Consider the following 22599-nt stretch of genomic DNA (forward strand, 5'->3'; position numbering starts at 1 on the left):
ACATGCCAAGCCACGCAACGCAGCAAGCGTCGCCATTGAGCGGGCCCAGTCCGGCACACGACAGCTATACCCTGGACGCGTTAACGCTCTACAACTGGGGCGGTTTTGAGGGCCTGCACATGGCCAGCATCGATGTGGGCAATACGGCGATCATTGGCGCGACCGGCAGTGGTAAAACCACTGTGGTCGATGCCTTGATGACGCTGCTGTGTGAGCGCCCAGGCTATAACCTCGCCTCCACCGGCGGGCATGAAAGCGACCGTGACTTGGTCTCTTATGTGCGTGGCGTCAGCGGCCAGGGCACGGATGGCAGCAGTGCCCATATTGCCCGGCAGAGCAAGACCGTGACGGGTATCACAGCGCGCATCGTCAAAAGCGAGGCGGAGCAGGTTGTGATTGGTGCCTTGTTCTGGTTTGATGGCAGCAGCTCGTCGGCCAGTGACATGCAGCGGCGTTGGTTTTTTTCACAGGGGCCATCGCAATCATTGGAGCTGTGGTTGGAGGAATGGCGCAGCGGTGGTGCGCGCGCGCTCAGCAAACTCGCGCGTGAAACGGAGGGGCTGCAGCTATGGACGAGTAAAACGGCCTATCTGGCGAAGCTGCAAAACCATTTTGAAGTCGGCCCCAATGCATTTACCTTGCTCAACCGTGCCGCCGGCCTCAAGCAGCTCAATAGCATCGATGGCATCTTTCGTGAGCTGGTGCTTGATGACCATGCTGCTTTCAGCGATGCTCTGGAAGTGGCCAACGGCTTTGACGACTTGGCGCTCATCCATGCCGAGCTGGAGTTAGCGCAAAGCCAATACCTGGCACTGTTGCCCTTGCGTGAGCTGGCGCGGCGCTACCAGACGCAGTCTGAGCGCATCAGCGCCCAGCTGCTACGCGTCAAGCAATTGCCTTTGTGGTTTGCCATCCAGGGCCAAACGCTGTGGGCCGAGCGCATAGCCGAGTTGGATACGCAGTGGCAGGTGCAGCACGAGCGTGTTGAGGCCCAGCAACATGCCTTGGATACTGCCCGCAAGCAGGCGCAGGTGCTGCTGCAACTGTATTTGCAGGCCGGTGGCGGCAGCATCGAGCAATTGCAAGAAAGCATGCGCGATAAACAACTGTTACTGGCCGGACGCAAGCGCCAATTGGCTGACTACCAGCAACTGGCGAGTAATTTGGCCTTGTCCATGCCAGCGGCCATGACCGCGCAGGCTTTGCAGCAGCACCAGCAACAGGCCCAACAGGCATCGGCCACGCTGGATGCACAACAACAGGCCCACCGTGCAGTGATGGAGCAAGCGATTCAGCTGGCTGGCAATGCCCAACAGGCGCTGGCGCAATTGCAAGCCGAGCAGGAGGCGATTCGCCTGCGGCCAGGCTCTAATATCCCGCCGCACGACCAGCAGTTCCGCGCCGATTTGGCCGCGCACCTGGCGCTGGCGCCAGAGGATTTGCCATTTGTGGCCGAGCTGGTCGAGGTGCAGAAAGTGCAGCAGCACTGGCGCGGTGCGATTGAGCGGGCACTAGGCAGCCAGCGGCTGCGCATCATGGTGCCTGCGCAAGCCATGCGCGCTGCACTGCAATGGGTCAACCAGCGCCACAACCGCGTGCATGTGCGCTTGTTGGAAGTGCCAGAACCCAGGCCGAATGAAGCAGCGGTGGAGTTTTGGGCTGATGGATTTTGCCGCAAACTCAACTTCAAGGCACACGCTTGTGCGCCTGCGGTGCAGCGCTTGCTTGCCGAGCTGGACCGGCACTGTGTCGACAGTGCCGAAGCCCTGCAATACACGCCCCATGCGATGACCCAGCAAGGCTTGATGTCGGGCCGGGCACGCCATTTCGACAAGCAAGACCAGAAGCGCCTGAGCGACGACTGGATGACCGGCTTTGACAACCGCGATCGCTTGCACAGCCTGGCGCAACGCATTGAAGCAGCCCAGGCGCAGTGGCAAGCGCAGCGTGAGGACAAGCTCGCAGCAGAGCGTCAGCAAGCCAGCTTGGCGGCAGCCAGCACACTATGGCAACGCTTGCAACAATTGCAGTTCGACGACCTGGATACCAGCATATTGCAAGCGCAGTTGGACAGCTTGCAAACCCAGTTGGCGGTGCTGCAAGACCCGCAGTCGCATGCCGGGAAAACCAAGCAGCAGTGGGTTGTGGCAGAGCAGCAGGTGCGTGCCATCGATGGTGCGCTCAAAGCCAGCCTGGCTGAAAAAAGCAAAATGGAAGAGCGGCTTGCGCAAGCCGAAAAACGCCGCAGCAGCTACTGCGCACGTGAGACGCAAAGCATGGATACGCTAGGCGCAGAAGCGCTCGACGAGGTGTTTTTTAGCCAATACCTGCCGCTGTCTTGCGACACACTGGATGAGTCTGAGCGCCAAGCCATTCAAACCCAGCGCAGCGCCTTGCATGACGAGCAAGGCAAGCTGCACCGCTTGGACAACAGCATCGTCAGCCAAATGGGCAAGGCCAGAAAAGAAGACCGCGGAGCCTTGCAAGAAGAGACCAGCGAGGTCAGCGCGATCCCTGCGTATCTGGAGCGGCTGCGCGTATTGGAAGAGGAGGCCTTGCCAGACAAAAAGCAGCGTTTTCAAGACTATTTGAACCAGTCGTCAGAGCAGGGCGTCAATCGTCTGCTCAGCGCGATCCAAAGCCAGGTCACTGAAATACGCGACCGGCTGCATGACCTCAACCAGACTATGGCAAAGGTGGATTTTCAGGCCGGGCGCTACCTGCAACTGCATGCGCAGGAAGTGAATTTACCGGTTTTGAAAGACATCAATGCGCAACTGGCTGAGCTGCGTTCGGCGCGCCTGCGAGACGATGGCGGGCAAAGCCTGTACCAAGTGGTGCGCGGTATTGTTGAGTTGCTGCGTGAGCATGCGACCAGTCGCAACACCAAGGCTGCGCAGGCATTGCTCGATGCGCGTTACCGTCTGCAGTTCTCGGTACATGTGCATGACCGGGAGAGCGACGAAATTTTGGAGCGCCGCACCGGCTCGCAAGGCGGCAGCGGCGGCGAGAAAGAAATCATTGCCAGCTATGTGCTGACCGCGTCGCTGAGCTATGCGCTGTGCCCGCAAGGCCGCGCACGACCTTTGTTTGGCACCATTGTGCTTGACGAGGCTTTCTCCAAAAGCTCGCAGGCCGTGGCCGGCCGCATCATCCAGGCCTTGCGTGAGTTCGGCCTGCATGCGCTGTTTGTCACGCCCAATAAAGAACTGCGGCTGCTTCGCAACCACACACGCTCGGCCGTGCTGGTGCATCGCCTCGGCAGCCAGGCCACGTTGACCTCGATTGCTTGGCAGCAGCTCGATGCCCACTACAGTCAGAAACTGCAGCAACGCTATACCCAAGCAGTCGCAGCCACCAGTGAGGCGTCTGGCTCAGCATGAAATCTCCCGAGCAATGGGCGCTTGAGCTGACGCGCCAATGGCACAAGCCGCACTGGCGTGAAAGCCGCTTGCTCGGCGGGCCTGATGCTTGGCCGGTGTGCCTAGCTATTGGCGCGCCTGACAGCGCCAGTTTTGCGGCGGCCAGCCCGGCGCTCAGAGAGCATTTGGAGCGCTGGCGGCGCATTGACCGCCAGGGGCCGGGGCGCGTGCAGTGGGCCAGCAAGAAATACCGCGCGGGTGCCGCGCCAGTGGATCTGCCCGAGCAATGGATTTTGGACAAGCCCTCGGATTGGATTGCGGCCACGCAGAACAGTGTGGTTGCCAGCGAATACGCGCTGCTGCAACAAGTGCTGCCAGCGGTGGATACAGCATTCAGAACGCTGCTGCTGCGTCGCATGGCTTTGTGGCGCGACCTTGCGCCTGCGCAAGTCATGCTGGCGGCCGAGCTGGCGATGCGGCTGTCACCCGGCTGCGCTGCTGGCAAGCCGTTGCGCATGCTGCAGGTGGTCGGCAACGATACCAAGTTCTTTGAACGCCATGAAACGCTGCTGAAAATCTTGCTCGACCAGCGTTTTGATGGCGAAGCCACCCGCCAAGGGCTGGCGGCATTTTTAGGCGCGCTGGAGGAGCGCGAGCATTGGCTGCTGGTTGTGCCATTGGATGAGGGCTTGCTGCCCTTTAAAAGGCTGCGTTTGGCATCCACTGATCTGCAGGACTGGGCACTGCCTGCAGGGCATATCTTGGTTGTTGAAAACGAACAAGCGCTGCACCAACTGCCGCGTCCGTTGTCGGACACCATTGCCATACTTGGTGCGGGCCTGAATGTAAGTTGGCTTTCAGCACATTGGCTCAAGAGTCGGCGCGTGGCCTATTGGGGCGATATGGACACCTGGGGGCTGGTCATGTTGGGCCGAGCCAGGCAGCACCTGCCAGAGTTGCAAAGCTTGTTAATGGAGCAAGCCGTTTTTGATGCGCATGCGCATTGCGCCGTGGTCGAGCCAATGCAGTCACCAGATGTGCCAAACCATTTGCTGCCAGACGAGCAAGCTTTGTACCAATGGCTCAAGCAACGGTCCAAAGGACGTTTGGAGCAAGAGTTTCTGGACCCTGGGCTCGTTGGTCAAGCGCTGATGCGTTGGCGAGGCCTGCATTCCTGTTGATTGGATGGTGCGCTTTAGGGCGGCTTAGAGTGCAGCGCAATCGACCGCTTGCCTGCCGGATTGAAAGAGCACCATTTTCCATGTGCTCGCGCCACGCCCGCCGCTGGGCTGAGGGGCGTTGGCCGGGCAGGCTGTGCACCTTGGGCACGGGCCATTGAAAGCCGCTATGCCTGCTTGCCATGGATGCACGAGCAAAGTTCAGGCCGCAGCTGCCTAGCACTTCCCCTTAGGGACCATCCCTTACAACTAAAGTCGTCTGGTGGCTTTGCTGGGCTGTCGTTAAATTGTAGGCATCGAAAAATATAGCCTGCTGCTTGCGTGAGTGAGTGAGTATTTTGCGCAGTGGCCAAGGTGGTTCAGAGTCCTACTAAGGAGACAACACATGAGTCAGACGGCTACACAGGATCAAGTGATCCAGCGGATACAAAGCAACCCGAAGTACCAGCGCTTGCGCAGCGTGCGCAACCGCTTTGCTTGGGTTCTTACGATTTTGATGTTGATTGTGTATTACGGCTATGTGGGCCTCATTGCTTTTGACAAAGAGCTGCTGGCCAAGCCCATAGGGGCAGGTGTGACTACTTGGGGGATGCCCATTGGCTTGGGCGTCATTCTGTTCACTGTGGTGGTGACTGGCATTTATGTCTACCGCGCCAATACCGAGTTCGATGCCATTACAGAACAAATCCTCAAGGAGGCACAGCAATGAGAACACGCAGCACTATTCCCTATGGGGCCATTTTGGCACTGGCAACTGCTGCGATCGCAGGCAGCGCGTTTGCCGCTGGCGGTGACTTGGGTGAGTTGAAAAAACAAGCCACCAATTGGACGGCGATCACGATGTTCGCCGCTTTTGTGATTGGCACGCTGTGGATCACCAAATGGGCCGCAGGCCGCACCAAGTCGGCCTCGGACTTTTATACGGCCGGCGGCGGCATTACCGGTTTCCAGAACGGCTTGGCGATTGCGGGCGACTATATGTCCGCGGCGTCATTTCTGGGGATTTCGGCGGCTGTGATGGCCAACGGCTACGATGGCTTGATCTACTCGATTGGCTTTTTAGTGGGCTGGCCCATCATCACTTTCCTGATGGCTGAAAAACTGCGCAACTTGGGCAAGTTCACTTTTGCCGACGTGGCCGGTTACCGCTTCCGCCCCGGTCCAATCCGTGCGTTTGCAGCCTCGGGTACCCTGGTCGTGGTGGCGTTTTATCTGATCGCTCAAATGGTTGGTGCCGGGCAGTTGATCAAACTGCTGTTTGGCCTGGACTACGTTTACGCAGTGGTGATTGTGGGCATCTTGATGATGGTCTACGTGTTGTTTGGCGGCATGACCGCCACGACTTGGGTGCAAATCATCAAGGCCTGTTTGCTGCTCTCGGGTGCCAGCTTCATGGCGTTCATGGTCATGAAAAGCTACGGCTTTAGCTTCGAGCGTTTGTTCCAGGCTTCGGTGGAAGTGAAGCAATCGAACTCCATCATGGGCCCTGGCAACTTCATCAAAGACCCGATTTCTGCGATCAGCTTTGGTATGGCCTTGATGTTTGGTACCGCTGGCTTGCCACACGTGCTGATGCGTTTCTTCACCGTGCCAAACGCCAAGGAAGCGCGTAAATCCGTGTTCTGGGCCACGACCTGGATTGGTTACTTCTACATCCTGACCTTCATCATTGGTTTTGGCGCGATTGTGTTCGTCAGCACCAACCCGCTGTTCCTAGATGCGGTCTCCGGCACCTTGGTGGGCGGCAGCAATATGGCTGCGGTGCATTTGGCTTCGGCAGTCGGCGGCAACGTGTTCCTGGGCTTCATCTCGGCAGTGGCGTTTGCCACGATTTTGGCGGTGGTCGCTGGCCTGACACTGTCTGGTGCATCAGCGGTCTCGCATGACCTGTATGCGACCGTGTTCAAACAGGGCAAGGCCGATAGCGCCTCTGAGCTGAAAGTCTCGCGTATTACCACCGTGGTGCTGGGCATTGTCGCTGTGCTGCTGGGCATTGTGTTTGAAAAGCAAAACATCGCATTCATGGTCTCACTGGCCTTTGCGGTGGCCGCTTCTGCCAACTTTCCGGTGTTGTTCTTGTCGATTTTGTGGAAAGATATGACCACCCGTGGGGCGGTAGTGGGTGGTTTCCTGGGCCTGATTTCCTCGGTGGTGCTGACGATTCTGTCGCCCTCGGTGTGGGAGGCGGTATTTCATCATCCAGCTGGCTCTGCGCCATTCCCGTATGCTTCACCTACGGTGTTCTCGATGACACTGGCCTTTGTCGGTATCTGGTTCTTCTCGATCACTGACAAGAGTGCCCGTGCTGCTCAAGACCGTGCTGCATTCCCTGCGCAGTTGGTGCGTTCCGAGACTGGTTTGGGAGCAGCCAAAGCCTCATCGCATTGATCCATGCGGGTTGCAGGTCCAAGCCACGGCTTGGATCTGTGCAATTTGATGCATAGTGGTTCAACAGCGGGTGGTGTCAGCACCACCCGTTGGCGCTTTAGTTTGTTTTTATCATGTTAGGGAGAGACTCAACCATGAGCAAAGATGTGTACCCAGTCAATCCAGCGCTGGCCGGTCCCACGACCATTACGCCCGAGCAGTACCAAGCGATGTACGAGGAGTCTGTCAAAGACCCGAATGCATTCTGGGGGAAAATTGCCAAGCGTTTGCAATGGTTTAAAGAGCCCACCATCATCAAAGACACCAGCTTTGATGTCGACAATTTCCACACACGTTGGTTTGCTGACGGTGAAATCAACGTCAGCGTCAACTGCTTGGACCGCCATCTGGACAAGCGCGGCGACAAAGTCGCGATTCTGTGGGAGCCCGATGACCCGCAGGCAGCCGCGCAAAAAATCACCTACCGCCAGCTGTACGAGCGCGTGTGCAAATTAGGCAACGCCTTGCGCAAACTTGGCGTTGGCAAAGGCGACCGTGTGACGGTGTATATGCCGATGGTGCCGGATGCAGCAGTGGCCTTGCTGGCCTGCGCGCGTATTGGCGCGATCCACAATGTCGTGTTTGGTGGTTTCTCGCCAGGCTCAGTGGCCGATCGGGTGCGCGATAGCAACGCCAAGGTCATCATCACCGCCGATGAAGGCCTGCGTGCCGGTCGCAAAGTGCCGCTCAAGGCCAACGTCGATGCCGCGCTGCAAGCCGAAGGCACGGACACTGTGACCAATGTGATTGTGCTCAAGCACACCGGGGGTGCAGTGGCCATGCAAGACGGCCGCGATATCTGGTTGCACGAGGTCACAGCCAATGAGCCAGCCGAGTGCGCGCCCGAGCGCATGCAGGCCGAAGACCCGCTGTTTATCCTCTACACCTCCGGCTCGACCGGCAAACCCAAAGGCGTGGTGCATTCCACGGCAGGTTATTTGGTGCATGCCAGTTTCAGCCACGAGACGGTGTTTGACTTGCGCGAAGAAGACATTTACTGGTGCACGGCCGATGTGGGCTGGGTCACCGGCCACAGCTACATCGTATACGGCCCGCTGGCCAATGGCGCGACATCCCTGATGTTTGAAGGCGTGCCAAGCTACCCCGACGCCTCGCGCTTCTGGCAAGTCGTAGACAAGCACCAGGTGACGATTTTCTACACCGCGCCAACCGCGATCCGTGCGTTGATGCGCGATGGCGATGAGTGGGTGAAAAAGACCTCGCGCGCTTCCTTGCGCGTGCTGGGCTCGGTCGGCGAGCCGATCAACCCCGAGGCATGGCGCTGGTACCACGACGTGGTCGGCGGCGGTAAACTGCCCATTGTTGACACTTGGTGGCAAACCGAAACAGGCGGCTTCATGATCACGCCGCTGCCAGGCGCAACCGATCTCAAGCCAGGCTCGGCCAGCAAACCGTTTTTTGGTGTCCAGCCCGCTTTGGTGGATGCCGAGGGCAAATTCATAGAGGGAGAGGGAGAGGGCAACCTCGTCATCGTAGATTCCTGGCCAGGTCAGGCCCGTACCGTGTTTGGTGACCACCAGCGTTTTATTGACACCTACTTCAAGGCCTATCCAGGCATGTACTTCACCGGTGACGGCTGCCGCCGCGACGCCGATGGCTACTACTGGATTACTGGCCGTGTTGACGATGTCATCAACGTCAGTGGCCACCGCATTGGCACGGCTGAGCTTGAGAGCGCGCTGGTATCGCACGACAAAGTGGCAGAAGCCGCAGCCGTGGGCTACCCGCACGACCTCAAAGGCCAGGGCATTTACGTATACGTCACTTTGGTGGCAGGTTTGGAGGGCTCAGACGAGCTCAAGAAAGAGCTGATCGCCCATGTCCGTAAGGTCATTGGGCCGATCGCCACACCAGACCATTTGCAATGGGCGCCCGCCTTGCCCAAAACCCGCTCGGGCAAGATCATGCGCCGCATTTTGCGCAAGATTGCCGAAAACGCGCCTGACCAGCTGGGCGATACCAGCACTTTGGCCGATCCAGCTGTCGTTGATACGTTGGTGGTTGAGCGTTTGAATACCTGAACCACTTAGAGCCTGTTCCCAACCTCCACGCAGCCGCGCTGAAGCCCAAAAGGATGCAATGCGCGGCAACAGACGCCTGGCGCTGCCTCTTTTTGTGCCTTGCGCGACTGCGTGGAGATGGGGCACAGGCGCTTAGATCGTAAGCACGTTCTTAGAACATTGGTGGGCCAATCGGCATGGGTAGTCTCACATTGAGGGGGAGATTGCCGTCGATGGCCATTTTGACAGCCCACAAGGCTTAGGTCTTGTGGGTTTTTTTTCTTGCTCGCGCCGCGCAGTTTGAGCTGCCACTGTAGAGGGCTGGCAGCACCATGTGACACACCAAGACCGCCCTGGCTTTCTGCGCTGTCGGGGGCGCAATGGGGCTAGGCGGCGCCCAGAATTGGCTGCACTGCAAGACACCGGCTAAGGGCGATCCAGCGGGTGGTCGTCATTAGAATCGATTGCGCGGCCAACTGCCTAGCCGTTATGATGCTTGGGCCTGCGCGCGAGCGCACCTTCTTGGGGCATGTTGGCGGCATGCTTGCCGCTTTGCCATGCCGGCCAATAGGCAACAGCATGGCGCTGGTTGCTGCGCCACCAGCGTATGGACTATGCGCAACTGGTGAAGGCCGCCAGCCTGGTCTGCTTTGAGACTTTGCGCAGGTGTCAAGTGTGCTGCGAAGCCTCTTTTTGCATGGCTTCATGACAATAACAGACAAGAGAATCTATGCCCACGTTTTTGATTGCCGACGACCATCCGCTGTTTCGGGATGCGCTGCGCACGGCTGTGCTCAAGGCCTGGCCAGAGGCAGTCATCCATGAGGCCGACCATGTCCAGGCGCTTTACCAACTGGTTGAGCTTCACCACGATGCCGACTTGCTGTTATTGGATTTGAGCATGCCGGGCAGCTCCGGCTTTGATCCGCTGGTACATATCCGCGCGCGCCACCCGCAATTGCCGGTGGTGATGGTCTCGGGCCATGAAGATGCGCAATTGATGCGCCGCGCGATGGAGCATGGCGCGTTTGGCTATATTCCGAAGTCCTCCGATCTGGCCACGCTTGGCCAAGCGCTCAGTACGGTGCTCGATGGGGAACCCTGGTTTCTACCGCAGGCTTTGGACCAGCACACGCCCAGCATCAGCGAGCAAGAGCGCCAAGTCGCTGCCCGCATGGCCGAGCTGACGCCGCAGCAAGCCAAGGTGTTGCAGATGGTGGCCGCTGGCTTGTTGAATAAGCAAATTGCCCATGATCTGGGCACTTCCGAGGCCACTGTCAAAGCACATATGTCAGCGGTGCTGCGCAAATTGGGGGCGACCAATCGAACGGAAGCGGTGTCGATGGCGCACCGTTTGGATCTGCATTAAGCCGTGCTTTGAATACCTGTTGAGCGGGCGATCAAAGCGCCTTGCGCGCAGCCATTGCCATTAAAAAGGCGCGCAGTGCCGCCGGTTTGACCGGTTTGGTCAGCACCGTGACCTGCTGCTCGCCCGCCCGTTGTTTGAGCGCGTCGCTGCCATCGGCGGTGATGAGCGCCGCAGGGACCTCGGGCCGCAGCTGTTGCAATTGGGCAATCGCGCCCAGTCCGTCAACGCGGTCGTAGAGGTGGAAGTCAACCAGAAAGCAATGCAGCTGTGGCGCTTGCTGTGCGAACTGCACAGCTTGGTCAATATCGCTGGCCAGTAAACAGCCCACTTGCCAGCGCGAGAGCAGCATGTGCATGCCTTGCAGTATGTCGGGGTCATTGTCCAGACACAGCACGACGAGGCCAGTCAAACCAAGTGCGCTGGGGCTGGAGGTGGGGGCATTGCCCACAGTGCTATTGGCCGCGACCACCTGTGACGTGGTGCGCGCGAGGCTGGCTTTTGGGGGCGCTGTGCTGGCTTGTACAGCAATGGCAAACACGCTGCCTTTGCCGGGGCGCGACTGCGCTTGCAGGCGGTGGTCTAGCAAGCGCGCAATGCGCTGGCAAATCGACAGGCCCAGGCCCAGGCCCCGACCGTCCCAGTCGAACACCTGTTGGTAGCGGTGGAACTCCTCATAAATGCGCGCCAGATGCACCTCGGGAATGCCGGGGCCAGTGTCCCATACTTGCAGCAATAGCTCGCTGGGGGCCCCATTTTTGCCGTGGCGCTGGCGTGCACCCATCAAAACACCGCCGCTTTGGGTGAAACGCAAGGCATTGGCGACGAAGTTTTGCAGCACGCGGCGCAGCAGGCGCGCATCGCTGCGCACCCAAAGGGGCTCTGCAGAACGCGGCACAGCCAGGCGCCATCGCAACTGGCGCTTGGCTGCTAGGGGCGCATACTGGGCATGCAATTCCTGCAAAATCGGCAACAGGTCGAACGTCTCGATCTTGGCTTGCAATGCGCCCGCATCCAAACGGGAAATATCCAGGATACCGTCCAGCAAATCTTCGGCTGCATGCAGCGCGGTATCGACCCGCTCGGCCAGGTAACGCATTTGTTGGGGTTTGGTTTCGTCGTGCAGCGCAGACGCAAACAACCGCGCCGCATGGATGGGCTGCAATACGTCGTGGCTGATGGCTGTCAGGTAGCGCGAGCGCGACTCCTGGATAACGGCGACCTCGCGTGAGCGTTCGGCCACGCGTTGCTCCAAGGTTTCATTGATCTCGCGCAATTCGCGCTCGGCCTGTTTGAGGCTGCTGATATTGCTGTAGCTGGTGACATAGCCGCCATGCGGCAGCGGATGGCCGCGCATTTCAATGACCCGGCCATCCTGTAGCGCTCGCTCGTAGGTGTAGCTGCGACCCGCGCGCATCAGCTCAATGCGTTTGTGCACTTCGGCATCGATATTGCTGGCAATCGGTACAGGTGCAGTCAGGCCGAGCGGGTTGTGCTTGAGGTTGTGGGCAATCAGGCGCGCCACTTCCTGGCCGATATACAGCATGCCTGCCGGGTAGTTGAACAACTGCTGGTAGCGCTGGTTCCAGGCGACCAGGCGCATGTGTGCATCGATCACGCTCACACCTGGATCAATGTTCTCCAGCGTGGCCAGTAGCAGCTCTCGGTTAAAGCGCAGTTCTTGGCCTGCTTCATCGAGGACCGAGACAATCGCGGCCAGCTCCAGGCCCGAGCCTTGCAAGGTGCGTGTCATCACCAGACGCGCTGAAGAGGCGCCTACCGCGCCCACCAGGAGCAGCTCGGTGAAATGCAGCCAGGTCCGGTCGGCCGGCACTTGGCCTTGCAATGACTGGCCGAGTTTTTCGGCATGCTGGGCAAAGGCCCGCGCAGCCGCATCAGCGCCGACGATGTGGCTGGCGACCATCTGCAAATCATGCACATGCAGGCGATTGAGGCCGGGCGAGAGCTCGTCGAGCTGCAGGTGAGGCGTTTTCGGGGCCAGGAATGGCTGGGCCTGCATTTGCTCGCTCAAACTGGGCTGGTGGCGCAACGACACCACCACCATGGTGGCGATATTGGCCAGCAACGACCAGAATGTGCCATGCGAGAGTGAATCCCAGCCCACACTGCCAAACAGGTGGTAGGGCCGCAGCCAGCTGATGCCCCATGGCCCTGTGGCAATCCAGTCAGCGCCAATCCAGCCAATCTCGGCCAAATTGGGCAGAAACAAGGTGTAGGCCCATAGCGCAAAGCCAGCGAGCAAACCGGCTTCGACGCCTTTGCGGCTGGCAGACTGCCAATACAGGCCCGAGATCAAGGCCGGTGCAAACTGCGCCACCGCGGCAAACGACATCAAGCCAAAGCTGGCCAGTTGCACTTGGCTGCCGACGCCGCGTGAATAGCCGTAAGCCATCAGGCCTAGTAAGACAATGGCTGCGCGTCGCACCCACAGCACGGTGGCAGCCGTGCTGCCACGGCTGGCCGCTTGTTGTGACCAGCGCCAGCGCAGCAGCACAGGCATCACCAAGTCATTGCTGACCATGTTTGACAAGGCCACGCTGACCACAATCACCATGCCAGTCGCTGCAGAAAAACCGCCGATGTAGGCCAGCAGCGCCAGGCTGTTGTGGTTCAGCGCCAGTGGCAAGGCCAGCACGTAGTTATCAGGTGCCATACTGCCTTGCGGGCCAAATTGGGTCAGACCTGCAGCGGCAATTGGCAAGACCATGGCGCTGATGATGACCAGATACGCGCCAAACCACCAACGTGCTTTTTGAATATCGCGTAAATCACCGCATTCGACCACGGCCACATGGAACTGCCTGGGCAGGCAGATGATGGCGGCAAACGCCAGAATGGTTTGCGCGACAAAGCCAATCGGGGCGGTGTTGTGAATCAGGTGGCTGATTGCTTGCGTGGCAGACGCTGGCTCTGGCCGCTCTGAGAGCCAGAGCAGCGCAAAAATACCAACGGCCACCAAGGCCACCAGCTTGACAATCGATTCCAGCGCCACGGCCAGCATCAGACCGGGGCGGTGTTCGGTGGCGTTGACCTGGCGTGTGCCAAACAAAATCGCAAACAAGGCCATGATGGCTGCGACGTAGAACGCCGGATCGCCCCAGGTGCTGGGGCTGATGTCGATGTCGGCCAAAATGGCCAAGCTGGAGACTACGGCTTTGTACTGCAATGCCAGGTAAGGCACCGCAGCGACCAGGGCAATCAAGGTAATCAGCGCGGCCAGCCGCTGCGAGCGGCCAAAGCGTGAGGCGACAAAATCGGCCAGCGAGACGGTGTTGTGGTTGCGCGCAATCAGTGCCAGGCGCTCGATCATGCGCCAGCCAAACAGGTACATCAGCAGCGGGCCTAAATAAATCGGCAAGTAACCCAGACCGTAGCGAGCCGCTGTGCCGACTGCGCCATAAAAAGTCCAGGACGAGCAATACACGGCCAGTGCCAGGCTGTAGATGATGGGGCGCACTTTAGGGCGCTGCAGTATATCGGCGTGGCGGTCGCCCAGCCAGGCGACCGTGAACAACGTGCCTGCATACAGCAGAGAAACAAGGATGACCCCAATGGGCAGCATGGCGTGGTTTGGCTAAATTGGCTTAAGGTCAGGGCAGGTTGGGGCGGCAATACCGGTCGGGGCCGCACTGCCACATGCGCCCATGCATCGTACCAGCGGCGCATGCTTGCACGAGGGTCTTGGAGGCGTATTGTCAAACTCCGTTGCCGACATGGTCAAGCGCGCTGGTGGTATCCTGCGGGCCGCGCATGCGGGTGACAAGCCATCTGCGTGCTTGAATTGGAGCGGCCAGGTGCAAGCCTGCGCGGCTTTGGCTCGCTTTATTGACTGGTTTTTGTGTGATGTTCCTGTTCGATCCGATGGTTTGGGTATTGCTGGCGATTGCTGCGCTGGGCATCATCAGCCACAACACGGCTGTGACCGTGGCCATGCTGATTTTGCTCGTGGTGCGTTTGACGCCCTTGAGCCAGTTTTTTCCCTGGATTGAAAAAAACGGCCTCACGATTGGCATTATCGTGCTGCTGGTAGGTGTCATGGCACCCATTGCCAGTGGCAAGATTGGTCTTGACGATTTGCTGCGCTCTTTTACCCAATGGCCGTCCTTGCTGGCGATTGTGGTCGGCATTGGCGTGGCCTGGCTGGGAGGGCGCGGTGTGCCTTTGATGATGGGCCAGCCTGGCTTGGTGCCCGGTTTGATGATTGGCACTGTGATAGGGGTTGCGTTGTTCAAAGGCGTGCCGGTTGGCCCCTTGATTGCTGCTGGCATTTTGGCGGTACTGATGGGCAAGTGGTAGAGCCAATGGGTCTATGTGGCTGCGGGTAAACCATGATCTGACTCGGTCTGTGAGGGCCAGATCGACACGTTCTCGCTCAAGATTCATTGAAATCTAAGCTAACTGAGGTAACAATACTGGGTTGCCGTCTGCACAAGCGTGCTTTTTGGGCGCCATGTTGTGGTGTTCGGCAGCTGTGGATATTGTTTTGTATGGGTGCATGAGGCGCTTGCTGCGCTGACTGTGGGAATCACTTTGGGGCCTAGTGCCCTGTCACCGACTCACTTGAAGAACTAGGAACTGCCATGTTCAAACTGAAAAATCTGTTGCTCGCCCCTGCTGTTGTGGCCTTGTTCGTTTCTGCGCATACCCAGGTGATGGCGCAAACTGCCGGTGCCCAGGCCACTGAGACGATTGTGGTGGGCCTCGATGACAATTTCCCGCCAATGGGTTTTCGCGATGAGAAAAACCAAATCGTGGGTTTTGACATCGACATGGCGCGTGAAGTGGCCAAGCGTTTGAATGTCGATGCCCAGTTCCGCCCAATTGACTGGAGCGCCAAAGAGGCTGAACTCAACAGCAAACGTGTCGACGTGCTGTGGAATGGCCTGACGATCACCGACGAGCGCAAAAAACACATTGGTTTTACCGCTCCGTACATGGAAAACCACCAAATCATCGTGGTGTTGGCCAAGTCTGACATTGCCAACAAAGCCGATTTGGCAGGCAAGGTGGTTGGTGCACAGGAAGGCAGCAGCGCCGTTGATGCGATTGGCAAAGACGAGTCGTCCAAAAGCTTCAAACAACTCAAGACCTTTGGCGACAACATCACTGCGATGATGGATTTGGGCACAGGCCGCCTGGATGCCGTGGTGCTCGATGAAGTGGTCGGCCGTTACTACGTGGCCAAGCGCGGCAATGAATTCAAGGTGCTGCAAGACCACTTCGGCACGGAAGAATATGGTGTGGGTACACGCAAAGACGATGCGGCTTTGCTCAAGCGCGTTGACGACGCTTTGGCTGAGATGAAAAAGGACGGCACGGCCCAGAAGATTTCTGAGCAGTGGTTCGGTGCCAACGTGATCAAGTAATTTGTAGGTATCCTGGATACCATTCAATACCGAGGTAAAGCGCTCTTTGCCTCGGTATTTGGTTTTTGTCGGTTTGTTTTATTTTTGTTGTGTGCAGCGCGCCTTTTGGCAGCCGCACTTTTGAAGTTGTTTTCATGAACTACGTCCTCTCCATGCTGCCCGCGCTCTGGCAGGGTATGCAGGTGACGCTGACATTGTTCGCTATCACTTTGTCGCTGGCCATTCCCTTGGGGCTGCTGCTGGCGCTGGCGCGTATTTCGCCCATAAGGTGGCTCAGCGGCTTGGTCAACGGCTATATCTGGCTGATGCGTGGCACGCCGCTGCTGTTGCAAATCTTTTTTATCTATTTCGCGCTGCCTGGCATTGGCATTACCTTGCCCGACTTTCCAACCGCAGTCGTGGCCTTTACGCTCAATTACGCGGCCTATTTTGCCGAGATTTTTCGCTCGGGCATCCAATCGGTCGACCGTGGTCAATACGAAGGCGCGAAAGTGCTGGGCCTGACCTACCCACAAACCATGCGCCGCATTGTGATGCCGCAAATGGTGCGGCAAATTCTGCCGCCAATGAGCAACGAGACCATCACCCTGGTCAAGGATACGTCGCTGATTTATGTGCTGGCACTCAACGACTTGTTGCGCGCAGCCCGGCAGATTGTGCAGCGCGATTTTGAGGTCACCGCGTTTGTGGTGGCGGCGGCTTTCTACCTGTTGATGACTTTGGTGCTGACCTGGATTTTCCAGCGTTTGGAGCGACACTATGCCCGATATGACCAATAACCGCGCCGCTGCACCTGCTGGGCGCTGGATGATTCAAGCCCAGGGCGTGGGCAAGTCGTTTGGCGCGCATCGCGTCTTGAATCAAGTGTCCCTGGATTTGGCCCAGGGCGAAGTGGTCGCGGTGATTGGTCCTTCGGGTTCGGGCAAAAGCACGTTTTTGCGCTGCTTGAACCATTTGGAGACAATTGACGAGGGCAGTGTGCAGGTCGAGGGCGAGTCCTTGGCTGCGCCTGATGCGAGTGGTCGCAGTGTCTATGTGCCCGAGCGGGAAGTGCGCCGCATTTGCCGAAAAATGGGCATGGTGTTCCAGTCCTTCAATCTGTTTCCTCACATGACGGTGCTGCAAAACATCATTGAAGCGCCGATGACAGTCAAAGGCCTCAGCCGCGAGGAGATCATTCCTAAAGCCGAGCGCTTGCTCGACAAGGTGGGGCTGCTGACCAAGCGCGATAACTACCCTGGCCGGCTCTCAGGTGGGCAAAAGCAGCGCGTGGCGATTGCGCGGGCGCTGGCGATGGAGCCAGAGATCATGCTGTTTGACGAACCGACCTCGGCACTGGATCCCGAGCTGACAGTCGAGGTCTTGCACACCATGCGTGAGCTGGCCAGAGAGCATATGACCATGCTGGTTGTGACCCACGAAATGGGCTTTGCGCGTGAGGTGGCCAATCGCGTGGCCTTCATGGACCAAGGCCAGCTGATTGAAATTGCGCCTTCGGCCGATTTTTTTGCCAATCCGCAGCACGAACGCACCCAAGCATTTTTGCGACAAATGCTGTGAGAACGTAAACACGTTCTGAGCATTGCGGCAAAGATGCCGCAATGCGCACAAGTTGCGATTACTCGCTGATGGTCATTGTCTGCATCCCCGGTGCAGCGCTGATTTCCGCTTCGCTAAACGGCAGTTTGACCCATTGCTGCTCACTGTAGGCCTGGCTGTAATCGCCGTAATGCGGCGAAGCCGGATCATCCGAGAGCGAGAAGGTCAGGAACGAATATGCCTCAACCTTGCCTGCCGGGAAGCTCACCACTTGCATGTAGGTGTTGCCATGCGGCTGGTCGTCCATGGTGTAGCCACGCGAGGTCAACCTGAATTCCGAGCAGCTGATGGTGAAGTAACCAACGCCGCCGCAGCCTCCAAACAAGGGCAGGCGCTTGCCGCTGCGGGTCAGATACACCACCTCACCACGCGGCGCATCCAAGGCAAAGCCAGAGGCTTGTACCGTGGCCACGGCGGTATCGAAGGCCTGGGCCAATTGCGCGCGCGCTGCGGGGTTGATATCGCGCGGCGTATTCAGCGGGTCCTGGGCATCGAACGGTGTCAGGTATAACGTGCTGCTGGCCAAGCTGCCCAGGTTCATCCAGAATTCATCCCAGATGTGTGAGCCGCGTGAGGTCGCCATGCCGCGGCTGTCCCAGGCAGCCAGGACCGCACAGGCATTGGCGCGTTCCGCTGCGCCATCGCCCTGGCAGACCAGGTCCAGGATTTCGTCTTTGAAGCGCGCCGATTCAATCCGGCTGTCCAACACCATTTGGCGCACGATGGCGCTGCTGGCGAGCTTGCCACCATAGCCGTCCGTGCCGGCCAAGCGCTCCAGGGCCATGCGGTGGCCCAGGCGGGTGCGCAGGGTCTGGGCTTGTGTCCCGGCAGGACCAAAGATACTTGGGAAACCGGTCAATGGCTGATACACATTGGTGAGCCAGTAGCTGTCGTTCATATTGGCCACGTAGTCGCGGCGCTGCAGGCTGGGCATGCGGGCTGGGCCAATTGCACCGGCTTGCACCGAGTCGGCATCGCTTTGCCAGTTGCAGGCGCTGCGAGAGCCGTCCAGTACGGGCACACCCGGCATGGCCACGGCGGCAGCGGCCGAGAAGGGCGTGCTGCAGCTGGCCAGCAAGGCCGGAGGTGCGTTCGGCACGGCGCCAATGTCGGCATACCACACTTGCTCAGAGCCACGGCCTGCGGCGATCGTATTGACCCATGGAATGGCTGATTCTTCGCGTTGGATGTTGGCAAATTCATCAAGCGAGCGAGCCTGGCTCCAGCGCATCCAGTTGCGCACAGTACGGTAGTTCAGCGCATTCACATCGCGAATCACCACCGCGCTTTGGGTGTTCCAGCCTAACGCGGGGTTCAGTGCGCTGAGGTTGACCACCGGGCCTTGCTCGCTTGCGTACAAGGTGCGTTTGACAGTGCTTTGTGCGCCATCGGAGCCTTTGACACTGACTTCGATGTCGCGCGCAATAAACGGCTTGCTCTGGCCATCCATCACATAGCGCGTGGGGTCGCTGGGGTCCAGCGTCATGCCAAAAAAGCCAAAACGGCGGGCGGTCGAGACCGTGTGGCTCCAAGCGACATCGTCGTTGAACGCAATTTGCGGGATGGGAAAGCCCAGAAAGCCTGCACCACTGACGTTGACCTGGCCATCAATGGTCAGCTGCATTTGGTAGAAGCGGTCCATGCCTTTCCAGTACCAGTGCGGGTTGCCAAACAACACGGCACTGCTGCCGGTGGACTGTGGGCCAAAGCCATACATATTGCTGCCAATGCCGGCCTCGCCACCGACCTGCAGTGCCGGCGCTTTCATGCTGCCAGGGGCAAGCTCCGTCGTGCTGGCTGCTGCGGCTGATTTGCCAGTAGGTGGCTGGGCATTGGCAATCATGGCGACAAAATTGCTGTAGCCGCCAGCCACGTTGGCGCTCATCACGCGGCGCCACATGTCCAAGGCGGTGATGGGCTGCACCCACTCGGCTGTGCGGCAGGCGGCATTTGCCGTGGCTTGGGCTGACTTGGCTTCTGCCACATAGCGGTTGTAGCCAGCGGCAAAGCCTTCCATGACCTGGATGGCGTCCTCGGTTTGCGCCGCCATCATGGCTTTGACTGCGTCGTCATTGACCACGTGCTTGAAGAACATGTCCGAGTCCAGGTTGCCAGGGCGGCCAATCGTGGACGAGTAGACCGCCAGCGCATCGGCACCAAAGTATTTGGAGCGCTCGCCTCGGAACGTGACAAAACCGTCGGCCAATGTGCACAAATCGTCGCTGGCTTGGGCATAGCCTGCGCCATAGCCCAAACTTGCCCAGTTGCTGGCTTTGATGTGCGCAATGCCCATTTCTGTGCGGCGAATCTCGGCGCTGTAGTTCTTGCTTTCAGGCGGCGAGCCGCCATTGTCGTCATTGCCCGAGCCGCCGCATGCGACCAAAGCCAGCACGGTGCTGATGGATAAGCCCCAGCGCAGCGATCGATGTCCAGGAAAAGCCATGTTTGTCTCCTAATGGGTGTTTTTATATCTTTTTCCAAGGGGCAGGCCCACGGAAGTGCACGACCGTTCTTTAGTCATGCCCTGCAAAGTTTAGGGGGGTGTAACAAGCTGTGCATGGGCGAAAACCCGCTGCACATGGGGACAGCTTTTGTTGTAGCCGGCACTTTCCTGGGTGTGCGCATCGATAGGCGCGCAGATTGCGCCCGCAAGCACACGCATGCGCATGCGCTAGCACGCAATCTTGGTGATGATCGGCGCCACTGCCACGTGGCTGCTGGCGGTCTCTATAGGCATTGGGTACAAGAGCCGTGAAGCTGTCTTCTGTCTTGGATGGAGACAGCGCTAAGCGCCTGTTCAAAAGCTCCGCGCAGTCGCGCACGGCGCACGACGCACGGCGCTTAAAAGCGCATTGCGGCGATGTCCGTTTTGCGCAGACTCATGTCTGAGTTGCAACAGGCGCCTTGCACTGCTTCTTTTTTGTTGCCTTGCGCGACGGCGAAAAGATCGTAAACAGGTTCTAAAAGCGTTTTAGCCTAGGCGCGGCAGCTGCGCTTTCAGTTGTCGTGCCGCTTCGGCCGGGTCGGCTGCATGTGTGACTGCACGTACGACCACCACACGCGTTGCGCCCGCCTCCACCACTTGCGCGACATTGCTGACATCGATCCCGCCAATGGCAAACCACGGCTTGTTGGGCGCAATGCTGGCGGCGCGCTGTGCGACCTGGCTGACCACATCCAAGCCGGTTGCGGCTCGGCCGGGTTTGGTGGGGGTTGGCCAGACGGGGCCAATGCAGTAGTAATCGGCCAGGCTGTGCATCGCACGCTCGGCTTGCTCGACGCTGTTGGTTGACTGGCCGAGCAAGACGCCAGGCTGTACCAATTGCCGCGCAGCAGGCAGTGGAATGTCACCCTGGCCCAAATGCAGCACTGAGGTTTGTGCCAACTGGGCCAAGTCGGCGCGGTCATTGGCTGCAAACAGCTTGCCGTGGCGTGTTGCAGCCGCGCGCAAAGCGGCAAAATACTCGAGTTCGCGGGCCGCTTCCATGCCTTTGTCGCGCAGCTGGATGATGTCGACACCCGCCTCATACACCAAGCTGGCCCAATCTTCAAACGCAGTCAGCGTCAGGCCTTGGGAGTCGGTGCACACATAGAGTTGGGCTTGGGAGAGGAGCGCTGCAGTAGTGGCCATCACATCAGTCGGGTAGGTAAGCATGAAGAAGTGGTCATCGGTCTTGGTGTAGACTTGCAGACCAATGTATTGTAGAGGGGTTTGAAAAACAACGCCTCTATGAGCCAAGCATGACCCAGCACCACCTAGCACGGGAGCCAGTGAGACTGGTTGAGAGGGCAATCAATGCGGAGTTCGTCGCCGCCCATTGCCGACCGTTGAACCTGATCCGGTTGATCCCGGCGTAGGAAGCCATGACTGCATCTGACTGTTTTTCACTCGCTTTAGCCAGGCCCATTGCGGCTGCGCAGCCCGCGCAGTGGCTGGGCGCAGCTGTTGCCAAACGCAGGCTCAGGACCAGGCTGGCGTCCGTGATGGCTTGCATGCATCTGCTTGTGTATCGCACCTCTCGCGAGCCTTTGCGCTGTCGTCAATCTCTAAATTTCCTCCCACACCATGACCTCCAACGCTTCTTCTGATGCTGCTGTTTTGAGCATTTCTTTGAACGGTGCGGCGCACACCACGCAGGCGCGCACCGTGCGTGACCTGGTTGCCGAGATGACCGGCGTAGCCGTCAATGAACAAGGGCTGGCCGCCGATGGCAAGCGTTTGGGTATCGCTGTGGCCGTTGATGCCGCCGTCGTGCCACGCGGCCAATGGCATCTGCATGCTTTGCAGGCAGGCGCGCAGGTGGAAGTGGTAACGGCCAAGCAAGGCGGCTGAGCCAGCGCTGCCATTTGATTTTTCTCCGTTATATTTCAATGCGCTTGCCAGCGCGCTTTGCAATGGGCTGGCCCAGATCGGGCTCTGTGGCCGTTTGCAGCACAACTAGGAACTCGTTCAATGACTACTGCGATTGAAAATGCAACCAGCATCGACACGCCCCTGCAAATTGCCGGGCGCACTTTTGGCTCACGCCTGATCACCGGCACTGGTGGCGCGACCGATTTGGCTGTGCTTGAGCAAGCGCTGCTTGCTTCGGGCACTGAGATGACCACCGTGGCCTTGCGTCGTCTGGATCCGCGCGGCGATGGCGCGGCTGTCTACCAATTGATTGAACGCCTGAAATTGCAAGTGCTGCCCAATACCGCCGCTTGTTTCTCTGCACGCGAAGCCGTGACCACCGCCGAGCTGGCGCGCGAAGCGCTGGAGACCGACTGGATCAAGTTGGAGGTCATTGCCGATGAGAAAACCCTGCTGCCTGATGTGGTGCAGACGCTGGAGGCGGCCAAGCAACTGGTGGCCAAAGGCTTTATCGTGATGGCCTACACCAATGACGATCCAATTGTGGCCAAACAGCTCGAAGACTTGGGAGTGGCCGCCGTGATGCCGCTGGGGGCACCGATTGGCACCGGCCTGGGTATTCTCAATCCGCACAATATCGCCACCATCGTCGCGCGTGCGAGTGTGCCAATTGTGCTGGATGCCGGCTTGGGCACTGCCTCGGATGCGGCATTTGCGATGGAGTTGGGCTGCTCTGCGGTATTGCTGGCCACTGCGGTGAACCGTGCGCAGCACCCGGTGGTGATGGCCGAGGCTTTCCGCCACGCCGTCGCTGGCGGTCGACTGGCCTCTTTGGGGGGGCGTGTGCCACGCCGCCACAATGCGGTTGCCTCGTCGTCGCTGGAAGGCCGCGCTTATTTGTAAAA

At 58.9% G+C, this 22599-nt stretch carries 15 protein-coding genes and 1 riboswitch; of the genes, 12 read left to right on the forward strand and 3 right to left on the reverse strand.

What is annotated here, in order from left to right; all coding sequences use genetic code 11:
- Window positions 1-2: 2 nt before the first annotated feature.
- From E8K88_RS05180 to E8K88_RS05205, 6 genes are all read left to right on the forward strand, one after another.
- The gene (locus E8K88_RS05180) at window positions 3-3383 is read left to right on the forward strand and encodes an ATP-binding protein (protein WP_136405594.1); all 3381 of its coding nucleotides are present in this window, start codon (window positions 3-5) and stop codon (window positions 3381-3383) included.
- Entirely contained in the window at window positions 3380-4543 is a 1164-nt protein-coding gene (locus E8K88_RS05185) for a Wadjet anti-phage system protein JetD domain-containing protein (RefSeq protein WP_136405595.1), read from the forward strand. The genes E8K88_RS05180 and E8K88_RS05185 overlap by 4 nt, the downstream gene beginning before the upstream one ends.
- Before the next feature lie 382 nt (window positions 4544-4925).
- Window positions 4926-5249 (forward strand): DUF485 domain-containing protein, encoded by a 324-nt coding sequence (locus E8K88_RS05190; RefSeq protein ID WP_136405596.1) that lies wholly within the window; start codon window positions 4926-4928, stop codon window positions 5247-5249.
- Window positions 5246-6928, forward strand: coding sequence for a cation acetate symporter (locus E8K88_RS05195; RefSeq protein WP_136405597.1), 1683 nt, complete (start codon window positions 5246-5248; stop codon window positions 6926-6928). Before E8K88_RS05190 ends, E8K88_RS05195 begins: the two co-directional genes overlap by 4 nt.
- 134 nt (window positions 6929-7062) lie before the next feature.
- Window positions 7063-9009 carry an acetate--CoA ligase gene (gene acs / locus E8K88_RS05200; RefSeq protein WP_136405598.1) on the forward strand — a complete coding sequence of 649 codons (1947 nt, stop codon included), beginning with the start codon at window positions 7063-7065 and terminating at the stop codon, window positions 9007-9009.
- A gap of 709 nt (window positions 9010-9718) precedes the next feature.
- Window positions 9719-10357, forward strand: a complete 639-nt coding sequence (locus E8K88_RS05205) for a response regulator transcription factor (protein WP_136405599.1) — start codon at window positions 9719-9721, stop codon at window positions 10355-10357.
- A gap of 31 nt (window positions 10358-10388) precedes the next feature.
- On the opposite strand, the gene E8K88_RS05210 is transcribed toward E8K88_RS05205, so the two are convergent.
- The gene (locus tag E8K88_RS05210) at window positions 10389-13937 is read right to left on the reverse strand and encodes a PAS domain-containing hybrid sensor histidine kinase/response regulator (RefSeq protein WP_136405600.1); all 3549 of its coding nucleotides are present in this window, start codon (window positions 13935-13937) and stop codon (window positions 10389-10391) included.
- Between the two features lie 281 nt (window positions 13938-14218).
- On the opposite strand from E8K88_RS05210, the gene E8K88_RS05215 reads away from it, so the two are divergent.
- The 4 genes from E8K88_RS05215 to E8K88_RS05230 all read left to right on the forward strand — a co-directional run bounded on the left by E8K88_RS05215 (window position 14219) and on the right by E8K88_RS05230 (window position 17301).
- Window positions 14219-14671, forward strand: coding sequence for a DUF441 domain-containing protein (locus E8K88_RS05215; RefSeq protein ID WP_136405702.1), 453 nt, complete (start codon window positions 14219-14221; stop codon window positions 14669-14671).
- A 284-nt stretch (window positions 14672-14955) separates the two neighbouring features.
- Entirely contained in the window at window positions 14956-15741 is a 786-nt protein-coding gene (locus E8K88_RS05220; RefSeq protein ID WP_136405601.1) for an amino acid ABC transporter substrate-binding protein, read from the forward strand.
- 134 nt (window positions 15742-15875) lie between these two features.
- Window positions 15876-16520, forward strand: coding sequence for an amino acid ABC transporter permease (locus E8K88_RS05225; protein ID WP_136405602.1), 645 nt, complete (start codon window positions 15876-15878; stop codon window positions 16518-16520).
- A 28-nt stretch (window positions 16521-16548) separates the two neighbouring features.
- Window positions 16549-17301, forward strand: a complete 753-nt coding sequence (locus E8K88_RS05230) for an amino acid ABC transporter ATP-binding protein (RefSeq protein WP_136405703.1) — start codon at window positions 16549-16551, stop codon at window positions 17299-17301.
- A gap of 58 nt (window positions 17302-17359) precedes the next feature.
- On the opposite strand, the gene E8K88_RS05235 is transcribed toward E8K88_RS05230, so the two are convergent.
- Entirely contained in the window at window positions 17360-19783 is a 2424-nt protein-coding gene (locus E8K88_RS05235) for a penicillin acylase family protein (protein WP_136405603.1), read from the reverse strand.
- A gap of 528 nt (window positions 19784-20311) precedes the next feature.
- The gene (gene thiE, locus E8K88_RS05240; RefSeq protein ID WP_240754340.1) at window positions 20312-20995 is read right to left on the reverse strand and encodes a thiamine phosphate synthase; all 684 of its coding nucleotides are present in this window, start codon (window positions 20993-20995) and stop codon (window positions 20312-20314) included.
- 96 nt (window positions 20996-21091) lie between these two features.
- Window positions 21092-21218, forward strand: a riboswitch (TPP riboswitch).
- Window positions 21219-21439: 221 nt separating this feature from the next.
- Here thiE and thiS point away from each other — a divergent pair.
- Together thiS and thiG are read left to right on the forward strand one after the other, a co-directional pair.
- Window positions 21440-21673, forward strand: a complete 234-nt coding sequence (thiS, locus tag E8K88_RS05245; RefSeq protein WP_240754341.1) for a sulfur carrier protein ThiS — start codon at window positions 21440-21442, stop codon at window positions 21671-21673.
- Between the two features lie 120 nt (window positions 21674-21793).
- A complete protein-coding gene (thiG, locus tag E8K88_RS05250) occupies window positions 21794-22597 on the forward strand; it encodes a thiazole synthase (RefSeq protein ID WP_136405605.1) in 804 nt (267 codons plus the stop codon).
- Window positions 22598-22599 lie beyond the last annotated feature (2 nt).

The sequence above is a fragment of the Lampropedia aestuarii genome (assembly GCF_004803635.1).
Lineage (GTDB): Bacteria > Pseudomonadota > Gammaproteobacteria > Burkholderiales > Burkholderiaceae_C > Lampropedia > Lampropedia aestuarii.

What these genes read in the sequence shown, in the direction of transcription:
- acs (WP_136405598.1), top strand. Translation starts at nt 7,063, where the DNA reads ATGAGCAAAGATGTGTACCCAGTCAATCCAGCGCTGGCCGGTCCCACG.
- E8K88_RS05195 (WP_136405597.1), top strand. Translation starts at nt 5,246, where the DNA reads ATGAGAACACGCAGCACTATTCCCTATGGGGCCATTTTGGCACTGGCA.
- E8K88_RS05205 (WP_136405599.1), top strand. Translation starts at nt 9,719, where the DNA reads ATGCCCACGTTTTTGATTGCCGACGACCATCCGCTGTTTCGGGATGCG.
- E8K88_RS05185 (WP_136405595.1), top strand. Translation starts at nt 3,380, where the DNA reads ATGAAATCTCCCGAGCAATGGGCGCTTGAGCTGACGCGCCAATGGCAC.
- thiE (WP_240754340.1), bottom strand. Translation starts at nt 20,995, where the DNA reads ATGCTTACCTACCCGACTGATGTGATGGCCACTACTGCAGCGCTCCTC.
- E8K88_RS05235 (WP_136405603.1), bottom strand. Translation starts at nt 19,783, where the DNA reads ATGGCTTTTCCTGGACATCGATCGCTGCGCTGGGGCTTATCCATCAGC.
- E8K88_RS05210 (WP_136405600.1), bottom strand. Translation starts at nt 13,937, where the DNA reads ATGCTGCCCATTGGGGTCATCCTTGTTTCTCTGCTGTATGCAGGCACG.
- E8K88_RS05190 (WP_136405596.1), top strand. Translation starts at nt 4,926, where the DNA reads ATGAGTCAGACGGCTACACAGGATCAAGTGATCCAGCGGATACAAAGC.
- E8K88_RS05215 (WP_136405702.1), top strand. Translation starts at nt 14,219, where the DNA reads ATGTTCCTGTTCGATCCGATGGTTTGGGTATTGCTGGCGATTGCTGCG.
- E8K88_RS05220 (WP_136405601.1), top strand. Translation starts at nt 14,956, where the DNA reads ATGTTCAAACTGAAAAATCTGTTGCTCGCCCCTGCTGTTGTGGCCTTG.
- E8K88_RS05180 (WP_136405594.1), top strand. Translation starts at nt 3, where the DNA reads ATGCCAAGCCACGCAACGCAGCAAGCGTCGCCATTGAGCGGGCCCAGT.
- E8K88_RS05225 (WP_136405602.1), top strand. Translation starts at nt 15,876, where the DNA reads ATGAACTACGTCCTCTCCATGCTGCCCGCGCTCTGGCAGGGTATGCAG.
- E8K88_RS05230 (WP_136405703.1), top strand. Translation starts at nt 16,549, where the DNA reads ATGATTCAAGCCCAGGGCGTGGGCAAGTCGTTTGGCGCGCATCGCGTC.
- thiG (WP_136405605.1), top strand. Translation starts at nt 21,794, where the DNA reads ATGACTACTGCGATTGAAAATGCAACCAGCATCGACACGCCCCTGCAA.